This window comes from Komagataeibacter sp. FXV3 (assembly GCF_015155755.1).
Classification (GTDB): domain Bacteria; phylum Pseudomonadota; class Alphaproteobacteria; order Acetobacterales; family Acetobacteraceae; genus Komagataeibacter.
On the sequence record NZ_VWPI01000071.1, the window covers coordinates 1 to 18385 of the forward strand.

The 18385-nt window shown below is 63.0% G+C and carries 16 protein-coding genes; 5 read left to right on the forward strand and 11 right to left on the reverse strand.

All coding sequences use genetic code 11. From position 1 onward, the window contains the following. The first annotated feature begins 162 nt into the window (after nucleotides 1-162). Together F1542_RS07050 and F1542_RS07055 are read left to right on the forward strand one after the other, a co-directional pair. Nucleotides 163-822, forward strand: coding sequence for a hypothetical protein (locus F1542_RS07050; RefSeq protein WP_193732416.1), 660 nt, complete (start codon nucleotides 163-165; stop codon nucleotides 820-822). A gap of 19 nt (nucleotides 823-841) precedes the next feature. Further along, nucleotides 842-1321 carry a hypothetical protein gene (locus F1542_RS07055; RefSeq protein WP_193732417.1) on the forward strand — a complete coding sequence of 160 codons (480 nt, stop codon included), beginning with the start codon at nucleotides 842-844 and terminating at the stop codon, nucleotides 1319-1321. Nucleotides 1322-1347: 26 nt separating this feature from the next. Here F1542_RS07055 and F1542_RS07060 read toward each other — a convergent pair whose 3' ends face one another. From F1542_RS07060 to gluQRS, 3 genes are all read right to left on the reverse strand, one after another. After that, the gene (locus F1542_RS07060; protein WP_227672548.1) at nucleotides 1348-2574 is read right to left on the reverse strand and encodes a pyridoxal phosphate-dependent aminotransferase; all 1227 of its coding nucleotides are present in this window, start codon (nucleotides 2572-2574) and stop codon (nucleotides 1348-1350) included. 5 nt (nucleotides 2575-2579) lie between these two features. Continuing rightward, nucleotides 2580-3782 carry a pyridoxal phosphate-dependent aminotransferase gene (locus tag F1542_RS07065; protein ID WP_193732418.1) on the reverse strand — a complete coding sequence of 401 codons (1203 nt, stop codon included), beginning with the start codon at nucleotides 3780-3782 and terminating at the stop codon, nucleotides 2580-2582. Nucleotides 3783-3845: 63 nt separating this feature from the next. After that, complete coding sequence (gluQRS, locus tag F1542_RS07070) at nucleotides 3846-4724, reverse strand: tRNA glutamyl-Q(34) synthetase GluQRS (RefSeq protein ID WP_193732419.1); 879 nt, start codon at nucleotides 4722-4724, stop codon at nucleotides 3846-3848. A 220-nt stretch (nucleotides 4725-4944) separates the two neighbouring features. On the opposite strand from gluQRS, the gene F1542_RS07075 reads away from it, so the two are divergent. Next, the gene (locus tag F1542_RS07075) at nucleotides 4945-5505 is read left to right on the forward strand and encodes an HNH endonuclease (protein WP_193732420.1); all 561 of its coding nucleotides are present in this window, start codon (nucleotides 4945-4947) and stop codon (nucleotides 5503-5505) included. Between the two features lie 28 nt (nucleotides 5506-5533). Here the strand turns inward: F1542_RS07075 and F1542_RS07080 are convergent, their stop codons facing one another. After that, entirely contained in the window at nucleotides 5534-5848 is a 315-nt protein-coding gene (locus tag F1542_RS07080; RefSeq protein ID WP_193732421.1) for a hypothetical protein, read from the reverse strand. 386 nt (nucleotides 5849-6234) lie between these two features. On the opposite strand from F1542_RS07080, the gene hpnR reads away from it, so the two are divergent. Together hpnR and F1542_RS07090 are read left to right on the forward strand one after the other, a co-directional pair. Continuing rightward, on the forward strand, nucleotides 6235-7779 hold the full coding sequence (gene hpnR, locus F1542_RS07085; RefSeq protein ID WP_193732422.1) for a hopanoid C-3 methylase HpnR: 1545 nt from the start codon (nucleotides 6235-6237) through the stop codon (nucleotides 7777-7779). A 625-nt stretch (nucleotides 7780-8404) separates the two neighbouring features. Further along, nucleotides 8405-8614, forward strand: a complete 210-nt coding sequence (locus F1542_RS07090; protein WP_193732423.1) for a heavy-metal-associated domain-containing protein — start codon at nucleotides 8405-8407, stop codon at nucleotides 8612-8614. 154 nt (nucleotides 8615-8768) lie between these two features. Here the strand turns inward: F1542_RS07090 and F1542_RS07095 are convergent, their stop codons facing one another. From F1542_RS07095 to F1542_RS07125, 7 genes are all read right to left on the reverse strand, one after another. Continuing rightward, the gene (locus F1542_RS07095) at nucleotides 8769-9212 is read right to left on the reverse strand and encodes a SufE family protein (protein WP_193732424.1); all 444 of its coding nucleotides are present in this window, start codon (nucleotides 9210-9212) and stop codon (nucleotides 8769-8771) included. Nucleotides 9213-9315: 103 nt separating this feature from the next. Beyond that, a complete protein-coding gene (hslU, locus tag F1542_RS07100) occupies nucleotides 9316-10629 on the reverse strand; it encodes an ATP-dependent protease ATPase subunit HslU (protein WP_193732425.1) in 1314 nt (437 codons plus the stop codon). After that, on the reverse strand, nucleotides 10629-11222 hold the full coding sequence (hslV, locus tag F1542_RS07105; protein ID WP_110555435.1) for an ATP-dependent protease subunit HslV: 594 nt from the start codon (nucleotides 11220-11222) through the stop codon (nucleotides 10629-10631). The genes hslU and hslV overlap by 1 nt, the downstream gene beginning before the upstream one ends. Nucleotides 11223-11288: 66 nt before the next feature. Then, nucleotides 11289-13256 (reverse strand): response regulator, encoded by a 1968-nt coding sequence (locus F1542_RS07110; protein ID WP_193732426.1) that lies wholly within the window; start codon nucleotides 13254-13256, stop codon nucleotides 11289-11291. A 35-nt stretch (nucleotides 13257-13291) separates the two neighbouring features. Beyond that, complete coding sequence (locus tag F1542_RS07115) at nucleotides 13292-15157, reverse strand: response regulator (protein ID WP_193732427.1); 1866 nt, start codon at nucleotides 15155-15157, stop codon at nucleotides 13292-13294. A gap of 10 nt (nucleotides 15158-15167) precedes the next feature. Continuing rightward, nucleotides 15168-16259 carry a chemotaxis-specific protein-glutamate methyltransferase CheB gene (gene cheB, locus F1542_RS07120; protein WP_193732428.1) on the reverse strand — a complete coding sequence of 364 codons (1092 nt, stop codon included), beginning with the start codon at nucleotides 16257-16259 and terminating at the stop codon, nucleotides 15168-15170. Continuing rightward, a complete protein-coding gene (locus tag F1542_RS07125) occupies nucleotides 16256-18379 on the reverse strand; it encodes a response regulator (RefSeq protein ID WP_193732429.1) in 2124 nt (707 codons plus the stop codon). Before F1542_RS07125 ends, cheB begins: the two co-directional genes overlap by 4 nt. Nucleotides 18380-18385: the final 6 nt, after the last annotated feature.

The following is an 18385-nucleotide window of genomic DNA, read 5'->3' on the forward strand; positions in this document are numbered from 1 at the left end:
TTATATTATTCCTTATCCCCTTGCATAAGTTGGCGGGAAAGAATTATATACTCAGTAAATCACCTAAAGACAGGCACCACTGGTATACTGGCTGTAGGAATAGATTCCTAAATATAATTTCAGCCACCCCCTTATGGTGCATTGATTATCGAGAGTTCCGCTGTGTCATCATATAATGATTTTCTTTCCTTCCCGAAAGAAGAAGACCAGAACGCCCATCGGGAAGAAGTGAATGAATCCGCATTCCGGCAGGCGCTTGAACGACTGGGCAAGGGCAAGCCCGCGCCGCGTGGCGCAGGCGGCGGAAAGGCACCGGCACCCAAGGCCCGCCCGGCCCGTCAGGCCGACCCCACGCAGCGCCGGCGCAAATTCGTACAGGATGGCGATGTCCGGGTTGAACATCACTCCCTGGCCACCGGGCGCACCACCCCACGTGCAATCCATGCGCAACAGGAAGACCGCGGCGAAATCGAGCAGTTGCGCCACAAGGTGCAGTTTGAACAGAAACTGCGCGAACAGGCTGAACTGCGCCTGTCGGAAGCACAGGCACAGATCCGTTCCCTGACCACACGCATTGGCCATGCCGATGTCATCACGGCGGAACACAAGGGAAAACTGGCGGCGCAGGATACGGAATTACTGGCCGTACGTGCGGAGCTATACAATACCCGTGAAGAAAACGACCAGTTGCGTGAAGAACTGACGCGCCTGAAATCACGACAGCGTGCGGCAGACCCCCGCCCCGCCCCGATACAGGCCACCGCCCCGCAGGACGAGACACCGGCGGACGAACCCGAACCCGTCAAGTGGTGGCTGCGCTAGGCGCTGGCGGCGCACCTGCATGCCCCCGGAAGCCCCACAACATAATCCGGCAGCCCGGCAACGTCAGGTCGGACTTGTCATTGTCGCGACATGTACCTCCGCCAGCTTGGCCATCCTGATCCTGCTGCCGCTGGTCAGCGGGCTGGTGAACCTGCTGCGTGATATACTTGGCGTGCTGATCCTGCCCTTTTCGTTCATGTTCGGGCTGGGCGGCGAAGGTGGCCAGTCGCCTGCCCTGTTACGCCTGCTGTCGGATATGGGCATGCAGACACAGGCCCACCCCCTGCGGCTGGGCGGGGCGGCCATACTGGAACTGCTCGCCGTTTTCCTGTTTGTCATTGCCGAACGGCTGGGCGGCCGCACGGGCTACATGGCGGCCTGTGCCGCGTCCGCCGGGGCCATTGGCCTGTCGGGACTGCCACTGGCCATGCCGCTGCTGCCCGCCATCGTGACGGAGGGGGTCTTCCTGCTCTGCCCCCCCTCGCCCGATCCGGACTGAGCGCGCGCCCACGCCCGCCATGGGTGTCAGTTCAGCCCATCGACAAAGCGCGCGATCCGTGCGCAGCTTTCCTTCAGGATATCATCGCTGGTGGCGTATGACAGCCGCAGGTAAGGCCCCTGCCCGAAGGCCGAGCCATGCACCACCGCCACGTGCTGTTCCGTCAGCAGGGCAATGGCGAAATCCTGATCCGTTTCCAGCCGGTGGCCACCAGCCGAAACACGCCCCATGCACCCCGCAATACCCGGATAGGCATAGAACGCCCCATGCGGCATGGCGCAGGTCAGCCCCGGTATGGCCCGCAATGTGGACACCACCATTTCGCGCCTGCCTGCATAGACCGCGCGCATCTGCGCGATAATGTCCGCCGGGCCATCAAGTGCTGCCGCCGCTGCCGCCTGGCTTATGGAACAGATGCCTGATGTGGCGCTGCCCTGTATGGCCGTCATGGCACGGATCAGGGGCGTGGGACCGCCCACATATCCCACCCGCCAGCCGGTCATGGCATAGGCCTTGGACACGCCATTCAGCGTCAGGATACGGTCCTTGAGATCCGGCGCCACGGCGGCAAGGGAGTGATGCCGCAAGCCGTCATACAGCAGGTGTTCGTAAATCTCATCCGACAGGATATGGACGTGCGGGTGGCGACGCAGCACCTCGGCCACGGCTTCCAGGTCCGCCTGTCCCATCGTCCCGCCGGTGGGGTTGTTGGGGAAGTTGAGGACAAGCCATTTGGTGCGCGGCGTGATTGCCGCTTCCAGCGCCTGCGCCGTCAGGCGGAAACCGTCAGCTTCGTGGCAGTCGGCATAGACCGGGGTGCCACCGAACATCTGCACGATCAGCGGGTAGCTGACCCAGTAAGGACGGGGAATGACAACCTCATCCCCCGGCTGCACCGTCGCCATGAAGGCATTGAAAATGACCTGCTTGCCCCCATTGGACACCATGATTTCGGCAGGCGCGTAGTCCAGCCCGTTTTCACGCGCGAATTTGCGTGCAATGGCGGCCTTCAGCGCGGGCGTGCCATCAACGGGCGGATATTTGGTCTGCCCGTCCAGCGCCGCGCGGTGGGCGGCCTCGATCACGGCGGCGGGGGTGGCGAAATCAGGCTCGCCCAGAGCGAGGGAGAGTACCTTCTCCCCCTTCGCACGCAGGTTGCGCGCGCGCTGGGCCATGGCGATGGTGGCTGGTACCGTCAGGCGGTCCATCCGCTGCGCAAACAGCGGATGGGCCCGGTCCGCATCCCTATCCATATCCCTTACCGCAGCCCGGCACAGAAACGCTGGATGCGCAGGCAGGCTTCCTTCAGGCTTTCGGTGTCGGTAGCATAGGAAATGCGGAAATGACCGGCAAACATGAATGCGCTGCCATGCACGGCGGCCACACCTTCCTCATCCAGCAATGCGGTGACAAATGCCTCATCCGTGTCGATCAGCGTGCCACCCGCGCTGGTCTTGCCAAGGCAGCCGACCAGTGACGGAAAGACATAGAACGCCCCTTCCGGCACCGGGCAGTGCAGGCCCGCAGCCTCGTTCAGCATGTTCACGACCAGGTCACGCCGCGCCTGATAGGTGCTGACCATGGTGCCGATGAAGTCCTGCGGGCCGGTCAGGGCTTCTACCGCCGCTGCCTGGCTGATCGAACACGGGCCGGATGTGGACTGGCTCTGCAGTTTGTTCATCGCGCGCGTCATCTGCACCGGGGCCGCGGAATAACCGATACGCCAGCCGGTCATGGCATAGGCTTTCGACACGCCGTTCATGGTCACCGTACGGTCGCGCAGGCGCGGTTCCACCTCCACCACCGTCGGTGCGCGAAAACCGTCATAGACTAGCTTGTTGTAGATATCGTCCGTCAGGATCCACACGTTGGGATGACGCAGCAGCACGTCACACAGGCCACGCATTTCCGCAGCGGAATAGGCGGCGCCCGTCGGGTTGTTGGGGGAATTGAGCAGCAGCCAGCGCGTGCGCGGGGTAATCGCGGTCTCCAGATCGGCGGGCTGCAGCTTGAAGCCGTTTTCCGCGCTGCACGGCACGATGACCGGCGTGCCTTCGGCCAGCGAGACGATATCGGGATACGACACCCAGCACGGTGCGGGGATGATGGCCTCATCCCCCGGATTGATGGTCGCAACCATGGCGTTATAGATGATCTGCTTGCCACCATTGGAGACGATCACCTCGTCCCACGTGTAATCCAGGCCGCTATCGGCACGGAACCGTTCGGCAATCGCGCGGCGCAGGGCGGGCGTGCCCGCGACATCGGTGTATTTGGTCTCACCCGCCGCGATGGCCTGCATGGCCGCCTTCTTGATCGTGTCCGGGGTGTCGAAATCCGGCTCACCGGCGGAAAGGCTGATAATGTCCTTTCCCGCCGCCTTGAGCGCACGCGCCTTGGTTGAGATGGCGATCGTCTGGCTGGGGCTGATCCGGTCCAGCCGGGCGGCGGTAAGATCCATGATGTCAAGATCCATCAACAGTGAAAGACAGACCGGCACGCGGCCGGGCAACGGGCGCGTAGCCTAATGCGAACGCGCAGCGGTGGAAACAGCAGATATGTGATCGGGCCAGCCTGCAGCAGCGCATACCTGTTGTGGTGTCATGCCCGCCGCGCGCATGGCACGGATGGACACCGCGCCATCCCGCTTGGCCAGCCGCCGGCCCGTGTCATCGCACAACAGGGGATGGTGGCTGTAACATGGTGCGGGCCAGCCCATGACATGCTGCAGCAGGCGGTGCAGTGCGGTGGCGGCCATAAGATCCTCGCCCCTTGTCACCAGGTTTACGCCCTGCAACGCATCATCATGCGTGACACACAGGTGATAGGACGCGGGCACATCCCTGCGCGCCAGCACCACGTCGCCAAACAGTTGCGGCTGGCATGTGCGCGGGCCGTGGCCAAGGTCATGCCATGTCAGTTCCCGCGCCCCGGGCAACCGCATGGCTGCCGCCATGTCCAGCCGCAGCGCATGGGGCTTGCCCGCCGCAAGCCACTCCGCCCGCAGCGCGGGGTCCATATGCCGACACGTGCCGGGATAGACCAGCGTGCCATCGGGGGCGTGATGGGGGGCGCTGGCGGCTTCGGCAATGTCGCGCCGGGTGCAGAAACACGGATACAGCAGGCCACGCGCCTGCAGGTTGTCCAGCACCCGGCGGTAGTCGGGCATGTGCTGCGATTGCCTGCGCACCGGCTGTGGCCATGACAGGCCAAGCCAGGCCAGGTCCTCGTAGAGGTCGGCAATGAATTCGGGACGGCAGCGGACCGTGTCGATGTCTTCCACGCGCAGAAGGAAGGTCCCGCCCGACTCCGCAGCCAGCCGCCAGCCCCGCAGGGCTGATGCGACATGACCAAGGTGCAGGCGCCCCGTGGGGCTGGGGGCAAAACGGGTCGTGAATGCCATTATCGAATTAAAACAGCAGGATACCTGAAAACACCGTCATTTTCCTGTCTTCCTCCGTTCATGAAGGGCGTCCACAGGCCCCATGGCCATGGCTTGCCACGCCATGCGGGGTCTGCAATAGATTCCTGCAGTTATCTGACGACGACGCACAACGCAGGCGTTCGCTTCGCTACAGGATACGCCCAAGCATTGTGCGCGGCATTCGGAAAGGAATGCGTCCGTGCCCTGTGACAGTCAATACCTGCCCGCGCTGGTCCTGAACGCCGATTTCAGGCCGCTTTCCTACTTCCCGCTTTCGCTGTGGTCATGGCAGGACGCCATCCGCGCCGTCTGGCTGGACCGCGTATCGGTGCTGAGCGAATATGACACCGTCGTGCGTTCCCCCACCCACAGCCTGCGCCTGCCCAGCGTCATCGCGCTGAAGGACTATATCCCTTCCGCCCGCAAGCCTGCCTTCACCCGCTTCAACGTCTTCCTGCGGGACAATTTTTCCTGCCAGTACTGCAATACCCGCTTCCCGACACAGGAACTGACATTCGACCATGTCATCCCGCGCAGCAAGGGCGGCCGCACAAGCTGGGAAAACGTGGTAACGGCATGCAGTCCGTGCAACCTGATCAAGGGATCGTACATGCCCCATCAGATCCGCATGTATCCCGACCACACGCCCACACGCCCCACCAGCCGCAGGCTACAGGAAAACGGCCGCGCCTTTCCGCCCAACTACCTGCATGAAAGCTGGCGTGATTATCTGTACTGGGACACCGAACTGGAAAACTGAAACGGACCGGGGCGCAGGCCCCGACACGTTATTTTGTATAGCTGTAACCGTATTCGTCCGCCATCTTCTGCAGATCGGGCGCGCCGCGCAGTTTCAGCGGCAGCGGCTCGGCATGCTTGTGGTTCTTGCTGAAGACGAAGTTATGGTCGCTCATCCGCTGGCAGGTATTCGCCGCGATGGGAAAACTGAGCTGCATGGTGGTGCCCATCTGTTCACGCAGGCACTTCACATCACTTTCGAAGGGCTTGCGCCCGATTTCAGCGGTACAGCCGCATACCAGAACCAGCCCACATGCCAGCAGCCCGAGGCGGGCGGACATTCTTTCCACGATTTTCAGCTTCATTTCGACCCCGTCGCTTAAGCGGTGCCGACACTGCCACGAAAGTGCTGGTTGCGATAGGGGACATGAAAGCCATCCACGCCCTGCCCCGTTGGCAGTGCATAGGTCCCCTACCACCAAAGCCGGGCATGAAAGAAAAACATACCAGCCCATGAAATACAGCAAAGGACCTGCTGGCATTAACTGAATGCATAGGTGATATTACCGTGAACTGGATGACAGATCACGGTTATATTGCCACCCTCAGTCATTATTCTTATTTTTTCTAAATCGTGCCTGATATATAAAAAATACAAATACGACGCTGGTCCGGCTGTAAATTTGTTATCGGATTGCGTATGCACTGGCGTGCTGTGACACCGTCCCCATCGATGCCCTGAGGTAAAAGAATGAGATTACTGGCCGTTCATCCAAGCTCGCTCATGTACACGAAGGTCTTCCTGCGTCTTGAACCGCTGGGGCTTGAACTGGTTGCCGGTGCCGCGCGCAACAAGGGACATGATGTGGAAATCATCGACCTGCAGGTCGAGAAACATCCCGATTACTGGGAACGCATCGAGCGATTCCGCCCGCACGCCATCTGCTTTTCCGGCAACTACCTGGCCAATGTCCCCGAGATCATTGACCTGTGCAAGGAAACGCGCCGGCGCCTGCCCAACGTGTTCCTGTTCATTGGCGGGCACTCGATCTCGTTCATCGCGCGTGACGTGCTGGCACTGTCCGACGGGGCCATCAACTGCGTGCTGAAGGGTGAGGGCGACGCCACCGTCGGCCTGCTGCTTGAGGCATGGGAACAGGGCAAGGACCTGCTGAGCGTGCCCGGCGTCGTTACCATGGATGGTGAAGGCCCGCCGCCGATCTTCATCGAATCCCTTGATGAGGTCCGTCCCGCGCGTGACCTGCTGCAACACCGCCGCAAATACTTCATCGGCACGCTGGACCCGGCGGCATCGATCGAATTTGCCCGTGGCTGCCCGTGGGACTGCACGTTCTGCAGCGCATGGACCTTCTACGGCCGGTCCTACCGCACCGCCAGCGCCAAGGTGATTGGCGAGGAACTGCAGGAAATCAAGGAACCCGGCATTTTCATCGTCGATGACGTGGCTTTCGTCCATGCCGAACACGGCCTTGCCATCGCCGATGAGATCAAGCGCCGCAACATCCAGAAGGAATACTACCTCGAGACCCGCGCCGACGTGCTGATGCGCAACAAGGAAGTGTTCGCGGTCTGGAAGGAAATCGGCCTGAGCTATATCTTCATCGGGCTGGAAGCGGTCGATGCGGAAGGGCTGAAGCGGTTCCGCAAGCGCGTGTCGATGGACCGCAATTTCGAGGCGCTGGAATACGCCCGCTCGCTGGACCTGATCGTCGCCATCAACCTGATCGCCGACCCGTCATGGGATCGCGAACGCTTTGAGGTGATCCGCCAGTGGTGCCTGGAAATTCCGGACATCGTGAACATTTCCGTCACCACCCCCTACCCCGGCACGGAAATCTGGGAAAGCGAGTCCCGCAAGCTGACCACGCGCGACTATCGCCTGTTTGACATCCAGCACGCGGTCATGCCCACCACGCTGCCGCTGCGTGAGTTCTATGAAGAACTGGTCAAGACCCAGCAGATCCTGAACAACAAGCATCTGGGCTGGAGCGCGATCAAGGACACGCTGGGCATCGCCCTGCGTCTTGCGCTGCGTGGACAGACCAACTTCCTGACCATGATCTGGAAGTTCAACTCGGTCTTCAATCCCGACCTGCAGATGGCCGACCATGCGCAGAAGCCGGAATACGAAATGCCGCTGAAGCCGGAAGGCACCGATCAGAAAATTGATCGCAAGACGCTGTATGTCCACGGCCCTGCCGGCCGCAAGTCGCGCAAGCTGGATGATGATACGGAAAAGTTTGTGGATGAAACCCGCATGAGCACGGTTGACTGAACAGCCACGCCTCACTGCGTCCATGATCCGAAAGGCCGGTTGCTTCAAGCACCGGCCTTTTTTGCATGCCGACACCCACACCGTCCCGGTCACCTGACAGACCCAGACCCCGCCAGGAATGTGCCCCCGCCTGCCCGGCCAGAACTGCCATGACCCCGCGTAATATGATGCCATGGCCTGTTGCCTGTCGTCCCGGCAAGCCATGGGCGTAATACGCTGCGGGCACGAATCATGGCCGTTTACACCCCCAAAATTCGATAGCAATTTTATTACAAACGATAATATCATCAGGCCTGACTGATCCGGTTACAGCCCCTATCCATCAAGGTCGTGTGGCAGCACCGATTATGCCCAAGATGCGCTTCCGGTTTCATTTTCATGGAATAGGAGACTGCCTGAAAAATCAGCCTGGGAAACATCCGGCAATCATAAGGAAGTTTTTTGGTGAAGCTTTTTGAAAAAAGACGGTACCTGAAAACTTTTATTGTTTTTTATCAACAGGTTGTTTTCAAACAGTCTTTGAGATGAGGTGATGGCGTTAAACGCCCTTATCTGGTGTAATCGCTCCGGTTCTCAACCACAGGCACCCATACAGGCTGCCAGCAGGTGCAAAGGCGATCAGATCATGGAAACAATAACACTGAACATAAGCGGCATGACCTGTGATGGATGCGCATCCAAGGTCGTACACGCGCTGGAAGCCGTGGATGGCGTCTCGATGGTGGAGGTCTCGCTGGAACAGGGCAAGGCCTTCATCACCTATGACGGACGCACCACCAATCCCGACGACCTGTTCGCTGCCGTTGACGATGCGGGCTTTGACGCGGGTTACTGATCCGCATGGGCAGGCCTGATCGCCTGTCCCGTCCCTTCCGGCCCCAAAAGATAAGAAGTTTTTGGTGAAGCTTTTTCCCAAAAAATTTCAAGGAACGCCGCCTTTCTGAAAAAAGGCGGCACCCGGAAACTTTTATTCTTTTTTGCCAACAGGTTCAGGCTGGCATGGCGGCGGCAGCCTTGCGTATGGCCTGCGCCATGGCTTCCACCCCATTGCCCCGGTTGGTGGACAGTGCCTGCACCAGGCCAAGGTCACGCAGGAATTTGGGGTCCGTATTCAGGATTTCATCCCGGCTGCGCCCCGAATAAACCCGCAGCAGCAGCGCCACCAGTCCCGACACGATGGCCGCATCCGACGCACCAGCCAGATACAGCAGGCCATCACGCGGCTGCACTTCCATCCAGACCTGACTCTGGCATCCCGGCACGCGATGGGCGTCATCCTGCCATTCAGCGGGGAATGGCGGCAGCTTGCGCCCCAGTTCGATGATGTACTGGTACCGCTGCATCCAGTCATCAAACAGGGCCAGTTCCTCACCAATTTCCGCGATGGCATCTGCGGCGGTATCGTCCTCGGGCTTCACAAAGGGGTCGGTCATCATCTTTCCTGTTACGCAAGGCCTCAATGCTGGGCCGGAAAACGGGACGGAACACAAAAGGCCGCACCCTGTGGCGCGGCCCCCTGCACCGGCGGTTACTGCCCTACAGGATAAAGCGGCTCAGATCACCCTTGCGGGCCAGGGGCGCAACCCGGTTCTGCACATCTTCCGCCGTAATCACCACATCTTCCCCGCTCCGGTCGGCAGCGGTGAAGGACACGTCTTCCAGAAGGCGCTCCAGCACGGTGGCCAGACGCCGCGCACCGATATTTTCGACACGTTCATTGATGTCGGCCGCCAGTTCCGCCAGCGCATCAATCGCGCCATCGGTAAAGGACAGCGTGACCTTTTCCGTGCCCAGCAGGGCAACATACTGCTGCAGCAGCGAATGTTCCGGCTCGGTCAGGATCCGCCGCAGGTCCTCACGCGTCAGCGACGCCAGTTCCACGCGGATGGGCAGCCGCCCCTGCAGTTCGGGCAGCAGGTCGGACGGCTTGGCAATATGGAACGCACCGGATGCGATGAACAGGATATGGTCCGTACGCACGGGGCCGTATTTGGTGGAAACCGTCGTCCCCTCGATCAGGGGCAGCAGGTCGCGCTGCACCCCTTCACGCGAAACATCGCCACCACGCGATCCCCCTTCGGATGCACGGGCACAGACCTTGTCGATTTCATCAAGGAAAACGATGCCATGATCCTGCGCATGCGCCACGGCTTCACGCGTCAGGGTTTCGGTATCCAGCATCTTGTCCGCTTCCTGCCGGATCAGGGCGGCGCGGGCGGCAGCCACCGTCATGCGCTTCTGCTGCGGCATGCGGTTCATGAAACCCTTCATCATGTCGGAGAAGTTGATGACCGCGCCGGGCGTCATGTTCGGCATGTCGGACGGTGACGGACTGCCCCCTTCGGCAATCGAGATCTCGACTTCCTTGTTTTCCAGTTCACCCGCGCGCAGCATCCGGCGGAACTTGTTGCGCGTCTCGGACGAGGCCCCTTCCCCCACCAGCGCGTCAAGCAGGATGTCCTCGGCAGCCTGTTCGGCGTTCTTTTCAACGTCCTTGCGGCGCAGGTCGCGCAACATGTTGATCGAGGACTCGACCAGATCACGCACAATGCTTTCCACGTCGCGGCCGACATAGCCGACTTCGGTGAATTTCGTGGCCTCGACCTTCAGGAAAGGCGCCTGCGCCAGCTTGGCCAGACGGCGCGCGATTTCGGTCTTGCCGCAACCCGTCGGCCCGATCATCAGGATGTTCTTGGGCACGACCTCGTCACGCATCGCATCCGTCAGCTGCGCGCGCCGCCAGCGGTTGCGCAGCGCGATGGCCACGGCACGCTTCGCATCGGACTGCCCGATGATGTAGCGATCCAGTTCGGCCACGATTTCACGCGGGGAATGATTGGGGATTTCCATTACGCCGCTCCGTCCTGCGCATCCGCACCCAGTGTTTCCACAATGACGGAATGGTTGGTGTAAACACAGATGTCACCGGCGATCTTCATTGACCGCCGTGCGATATCGACTGCCGACAATCCCTCGATCCCCAGCAGCGCGCGCGCGGCCGACAGCGCGTAATTGCCGCCCGAACCAATGGCGATGATGCCGTCCTCGGGTTCCAGTACGTCGCCATTGCCGGTCAGGGTGAAGGAGCGTTCGGCATCCGCCACCGCCATCATCGCCTCCAGCCGGCGCAGGTAGCGATCCGTGCGCCAGTCCTTCGCCAGTTCCACGCAGGCGCGTTCAAGCTGGTTGGGGTAACGTTCCAGCTTGTTTTCCAGCCGTTCCAGCAGGGTGAAGGCATCCGCCGTGGCGCCTGCAAACCCGGCAAGGATCTGCCCGGTGGGGCCGATGCGGCGCACCTTGCGGGCGTTGCCCTTGATCACGGTGGCGCCCAGCGTCACCTGCCCATCGCCCGCCATGGCAACCTGGCCATCACGCCGGACACATAAGATGGTTGTTCCATGCCACCCGACAGGGTCATGGGGAGATGAATGATATTCTTGCATATCAATAGAAATAAAACGTTCTCACGCCAGCACAAGGGGCAAGACCACCCGGACAGTACGGCGCCCCTATGCCTCCTGCGGGGCGCGGTTCATGATCCGGTCGATATGGGCGGCCAGATCGGCACGGGTAAAAGGCTTGTGCATGACATTGGCGCTGCCCGCCGGCAGGGCGCCGGCATTGGCGTAACCGGTCAGGTACAGCACCCGCAGGCCGGGACGCAACGCCTGCAGGTGGTGCGCTGTCTCCAGCCCGCCCATGCCCGGCATCATCACGTCCATGATGACAAGGTCGATCGGTCCCGGCCCCTGTTCCATCGCCTTTACCGCGGCGGCGCCGCTGGCGTATTCGTGCACCTCATGCCCACGCGCGCGCAGGAAGCCCGCCGTCACTGCGCGCACGCCCGGTTCATCATCCACCACCATCACATGCAGCGCGCGCTGGCCTGTCCCCTCCGCCGAAGTCGTGGCCAGGGCGGCAACCGGGGCGTCCATGGCATTGCCGCCGCCCTGCACCGGCAGGCACAGGTCAACGCGCGTGCCCTCGTCAGGCCTGCTGCGCACCTGCACCTCGCCGCCCACGTGACGGATGAAGCCATAGATCATGGACAGGCCCAGCCCGGTTCCGCGCCCGACATCCTTGGTGGTGAAAAAGGGTTCGAACACACGGGCCAGCGTCTCGGGCGACATGCCGACACCCTGATCGGTTACCGAAACCATGACGTATTCACCGGGCACGAGGTTCGTGCCCGCCACGATTTCCTTCACCTGCTTCAGCGCCGTCGAAACCTTTATCAGCCCGCCTTCGGGCATGGCGTCGACAGCGTTGATGCACAGGTTGAGCACCGCCAGTTCCAGTTGTCCCGCATCGGTGCAGACCGGCGGCAGCATGCCATCCGACGCCGCCGTATCCACCACGATGGCGCACGGCGCGCCGCCGCTTTTCCCCTGCCGTGACACCACCGTCTGCGCCAGCAGGTCGTTCATGCCATGCAAAAGGGCGTTCACATCCACCGGCTCAAGGCTGAGGTCGCGCGGACGGCTGAAATTGAGCAGCCTGCGCGTCAATGATGCACCCCGCTGTGCGGCGGCGGACGCATTATCCAGCAGGCGCGCCATCGGCCCCGTTTCCGGCCCCATGTCGCGCACCAGTTCCAGCGAGCCAAGGACGGCGGTCAGCAGGTTGTTGAAATCATGCGCGATGCCGCCGGCCAGCGTGCCCAGCGCCTGCATCTTTTCCGCCTGCCTCAGGCGGGCCGCCATTTCCTGCTGGCGGGTGATGTCCCGGTTGATGACAACGGAACAGGCCGACCCGTCCCCCAGCGCGCCCAGCACGACGCGCGTGATCTCACGCCACCGCCCCTGCACACCGCCACGGATATGGGCGGGCAGTTCAACGGTTTCCTCGTCCCGTCCCTCGGCATGCAGGCGTTCATGCGCCGCACGGATCAGGGGCAGCAGGTCCGCGTCACACAGTTCCTCCTCCGTATGGCCAAGGCAGCCTGCGATATCACGACCATAGAAATCAGCGGCCTGCTGGTTGATGCGGATGAAGCGACCCTGCGCATCCTTGAACCCCAGCCCCGAACGCAGGTTGTCCAGCAGGCCATGCAGCAGCATGCGCTCGGTGCGCAGTTCACGTTCCAGCCGGTGGTAATCCGCCGCCTGCACGATCATGGCGCGCAGGGCGTCCGGGTCCCATGGCTTGTGCGAATAAAACGAAATCCGTCCCTGGTTCAGCGCCGCCGCCACCGCCCCGATATCGGCATAGCCGGTCAGCAGGATGGCCTGCGCATCGCTGTGCTGGCGCGCGCGCGCCAGCATCACGTCACCGCCCATTTCGGGCATGCGCTGGTCGGATACGATCACGTCCACGTCGTTGCGGGTGGCGAGGATGTCCAGCGCCTCGGTGGGGGATGTGGTGGACAGGACGGTAAAGGTATCTTCCAGCAGGTCCGTAAGCGCCACAAGGATCTCAGCTTCGTCATCCACCAGCAGGACAACAGGGCGCGGTTGCGTCGCGGGATTGGTGTTCATTGATCTGCAACTCCCTGCACGAAGGTCAGGATACCTCAGCGCGCTTGTTCGGATAATGGCCGGGATGCGGTTGTCTGTCCGTCATTCCCCGGACCGGGATTCCATGGCACGGAAATGGTGAAACGCGCCCCGCCCTGCGGCGCGCTGCCAACCGACAGGCTGCCCTGATGGGCCTGCACCACGCTGTAGGCGATCGCCAGCCCCAGCCCGGTTCCCGCCCCGACCGGCTTGGTGGTGAAAAACGGCTCGAAAATACGTTCCTGCACGTCCGGGGCGATGCCGGGGCCGCTGTCGGTAATGACAAAGACATAGCTGTCCCGCCCATCGCCATTATGCGCAAGGAACGTGTGGATATCGATTTCCCCTTCCGCGATCCCGCCACGGACAGACATATCATCAGGCTGAGCGGCAAGAATTGCATCGGCCGCATTGCTGATAATATTCATGATGACCTGATTGAGCAGCGCCGCCTGACAGTACAGCCGGTCCGGCGCTTCGTACCGGCGCCTGACCACAATGCCGCTGCCCAGCTTCTGTGTCAGCAGCGCCATGACGGTTTCCAGTGCCTCGGGCACGTCGATCAGCTGGAACAGCCCTTCATCCAGGCGCGAGAATTTGCGCAGGTTCAGCACAAGGTTCTGGATCCGCCGCAGCCCCATGTTCATGGACCCCACCCGGTCGCGGCATTTGTTCAGGATCGCGGCCCGGTCGTCATGGTCGGGATCGGTGCAGGCGGCTTCCATCCCGATCACGCGGTCCAGCCCGCGCGCCACCGTGTCCTTGTGCGCAAGGATGAAGGCCAGCGGGTTGTTGATTTCATGCGCGATGCCCGCCACCAGTTCACCCAGCGACGCCATCTTGGCCGTCTGCACCAGCTTGCCCTGCGTCTCGATCAGCTTGCGGTTGGCGTCGGCCAGTTCGCGGTTGGCCTGTTCCAGCGCCTCGGCCAGCGATGCCTTGGACGCGATGGCGGCAGCCTCCGCCCGTGCGCTCTTGACCGCGATCTCACGCGCCTGACGCTCGACCTCGATGCGGCGCACGTCATCCTGCAAAAGCTTGCGGCGCACCAGCACGCGGATGCGCAGCGCCAGCGCCGCAGGCCCCACATCGCGCGAGACAAGGTCGTCTATCCCCGCCTCGAACACGCGGGCCGAAAACTCCTTCGCATCGGGCCGGGGCGCGCCATCCACCCCCAGGATACGCGGCGGCACGTTGCCCGACAGCAGGTCCTCCTGCCGCCATTCATCAAGTTTGCGGCACACCTCCAGCCCGTCGAATTCCCGGCAGGCCAGATCGATCACCACGCAGTCGGGCACATGGTCGGGATCATGCAGCAGCGATGGCCTGAGCCGGGACGGGTCCGGGCACAGGGTGACGATATGCCCGTCACGCCGCAACTGGTCGATCAGTTCGGGCACCGCGCGCCGGTGGGCCGGTTCGGGGGCGATGACCATGATCCGCGCGCGGCGGAACACGCGCTGCGGCAGGAGGGATGGCGCATGCGCCGCATGTTCACGCAGCAGCGCGCGGATACGGAAAACGATCAGTGCGGGATCGGATGATTTGGGGATATAGGCATCCGCCCCGCTTTCCAGCCCCTCGCGTTCCAGCCCCGGTTCGATCCCTTCCGTCAGGATCAGGACGGGAATGGTGCGCGTGACCGCGTTCATGCGCAGCTGGCGGGCCAGTTGCCCGCCATTCATGCCCGGCAGGTGGTAATCGGCAATCACCAGCCCCGGCAGACGTTCATCAAGGGTATCGAGTGCTTCTTCCCCGCTGGCCACGCGGTGGACGTGAAAGCCGTGGCCTTCCAGCATGCGGCGGATACGCAGGGCCTGCGTGTCCGAATCCTCCACCAGCAGCAGGGTGTCGGCATGGTCCTGTTGGTCAGTCAGCGGCATCGGTGCGTCATCATCCTGCCAGGGGGTCTTCGGAAGGGATCTGGCCACCTGCCACGATCCGGAGAATATGCGGGGTGATTTCATGCACCGGCAGGCTTATGCACGCAGCCCCCGCGCGTTCGGCGGCGCCGGGCATGCCATGGATGACGGCGGTACTGCGATCCTCGACAATGGTATAGCCACCGGCACCACGGATACGGCCCAGCCCCTCCACGCCGTCTTCACCCATGCCGGTCAGCAGCACGCCAAGGCTGTCCGCGCCAAACACGCGGGCCACGGAAGAAAACAGCACGTCGGCCGATGGCCGCTGCCCCTGCACCAGTGCATCATCATGCAGCAGCACATCGCCGCGCGGGCCGACCGTCATGTGCCGGTTGCCCGGCGCCACCAGCACCCGGCCGCGTTCCAGCGGCATGCCGTGCTGCGCCAGCATGACCGGCAGGGCCACATGCTGGTCCAGCCAGGCCGCGAACCCTTCCATGAACGACTGGCCCATATGCTGCACCAGCACCACCGGCAGCGCGAAATCCGCCGGCAGGTCACCCAGCACGCGGGCAAAGGCCGTAGGCCCCCCGGTGGATGCCGCAAGGGCAAGGATGCGCGGGCGGATTTCCAGCGGGCGCGTCCACATGCCCTTGTGCCGGAAGGGTTCGGCCTGCATCAGGCGGCGGCGGATCACGGGCACCTGACTCATGATATACAGCTGTGTGGCGATCCCCTGCGCCACGGCCGCACCTGCGGTGCCCGACAGGCCCTGCGGCTTCTCGATCACCGACAGCGCCCCCGATCGCAGGGCATTCATGGAAACCTGCGTCGCCTGCGCGCCGACAGTGTCACTGACGATCACGATGGGGGTTGGGAAATGCGCCATGATCTGCCGGGTCGCTTCCAGCCCGTCCATGCCGGGCAGGCAGATATCCATGGAAATCACATCGGGGCGCAGGCGCGGGACAAGGCGCAGCGCCTCCTCCGCCGTTTCCACGGCCTCCACCAGTTCCAGACGCGGGTCGCCCGCCACCACGCGCATCAGCAGGTGGCGCAGCACCGCCGAATCCTCCACGATCAGCACGCGGCGCGGGGCCTGGGGCGTCATATCGTTCACAACAGCCCCTTTATGGTATCGATCAGTTCACCCTGATCGAATTTCTGTTTGGTCAGGTAGGCGCGCGCACCCCCTTCCATGCCCCGGCGCACGTCATCCCCCTCATCACGCGATGTCATCAGCACAACCGGTATGCCCGACAGATGGGGGTCGGCCCGCATGGCCGCCAACAGGGCGAAGCCATCCATGCGCGGCATTTCAACATCCGTCACCACAACATCCACATGCCGCGAGGACTGCTGGAGCATCGCCAGCGCTTCCTCCCCATCCACCGCAAGGCAGACATCGTAACCATGGGACTGCAATATGGTTTTCTGCAGTGTCCGGGTCGTGATCGAATCATCCACCACCATGACCAGCGGCGCATGGCGCACGGGCACCACGGGGGCGGCTTCATCCACGTCACTGAAACAGACGCCGTCGCCATTGCCCCGCAGCCGCCAGCGCGCGAACAGCCGGTCGGGGCTGAGGATGAAAACCGGCTGGTCCTCGCGCTGCCAGGCGATGCCGGGCACCAGTTCACTATCCAGCCCCACGGCGGTCGCATCCGACACCAGCAGCGTGCGTACATCCACCATGCGTTCCACCGCAAAGCCGCAGCGCACGCCATCCACCTCCATCACCACGACGCTGACCGCGCCATCGCGCACGGGCAGTGGCGCGTTCTCATCCCCCACGAAGGCCCGCAGCGGCACCAGCGGCACCAGGTCCTCGGCCTGTTTCCTGGCCTGGCCGGCCGCAGGATGCGTGCCGCCATGGGGATGCGGCACCACGGCGAAGGGCGCGCCATTGAGCAGCCGGATCTCATCACGCCGCACCCGCAGCAGGTGGCGGATCACGCGTCCGGGCAGGCCAAGCGACTGCCCGGCATTTTCCACCAGCAGCACGGTGCGCTGGCGCTGGGACACCGGCACGGTCAGGGTGACGGTCGTGCCCGCGGGCTGGCGCTGTTCCATGCGCACGGTGCCATGCAGGGCGCGCGCGGCTTCGGCCACCACCGACAGGCCAACCCCGCGCCCGGCCAGCTTATCGGCCTGCCCGCGCGTGGAAAAACCCGGTTCGAACACGCGCGCCAGCAACTGCCGCGCATCCAGCGGCGCATCGGCATGGACCAGCCCCTGCCCCGCGGCCCGCGCGGCGATGGCCTGCAGGTCGGGACCACGCCCGTCATCACTGACCGCAACCTGCAGCCGCACGCCCGTCAGGGTGACGGCGATGGTAATGTTCAGGCGTTCGGACTTGCCTTCCTTCAACCGCTGGGCACGGCTTTCATGCCCGTGCACGATGGCGTTGCGCACAAGATGGACCACCGGGTCGCGCAGGGCCTGCATCACACGGCGTTCGGTCTGGACCTCCATGCCGTACATGTGTACCTCCACCCCCGCATCCGGCCCCCCATGTTCGCGTGCGATGCGCCGGGCCATGGCGGCAAGGGAGCCGAACACGCTTTCGGCGGGCACGAGGGTCACCGCATGGACTTCCTCCCCCAGTCGCAGCAATGCGCGGTCGATCTGCCCGGACATGAGTTCACGCTCGCGCCCCACCGTCATGAGCCTGCGCGTCATGCGCGCGAATTCGGCCACGGGATCGGCGCGCATGCGTTCGGGCGCGTGCATGACCGCACGGGATTCATCAAGCAGATCCATCACCTGCGCCCATAGCCGCTCATGCCGTTCAGCCACGGACATAAGGTCATGCACCGCCGAGGCCAGCGCATCGAGCCGTGCGACAGGCACCTGTACATAGGCCGGGTTTTCCATGGCCGTGGTGGCGGGTGCCTCCTCATCCGGCGCATGGACGTCCGCCCCCGCCGGGGCGGCGGTCATCAGCAGGTCCACCTCATCAAGTGTATCGGTAATCGCCTTCAGATCGGCTTCATCCGGCAGGGCACGGGTCGCCTGCAGGGCCGACAGGCGGTTTTCCAGCGCGTGGGCCACCCCTTCGACCACCGGCAGTTCCACCGCGCGCGCCGCCCCCTTGAGCGAGTGGACACGCCGGAAGATTTCCGCCAGCCCCTGCGCATCCGTGCAGCCGGTGGCCACGATACCGCGGATCACACGCAGGTGGTCGCGGTATTCCGCATCGAATACCGCCAGAAGTTCGTCGCGAAGGGTGTCCACGGCCCG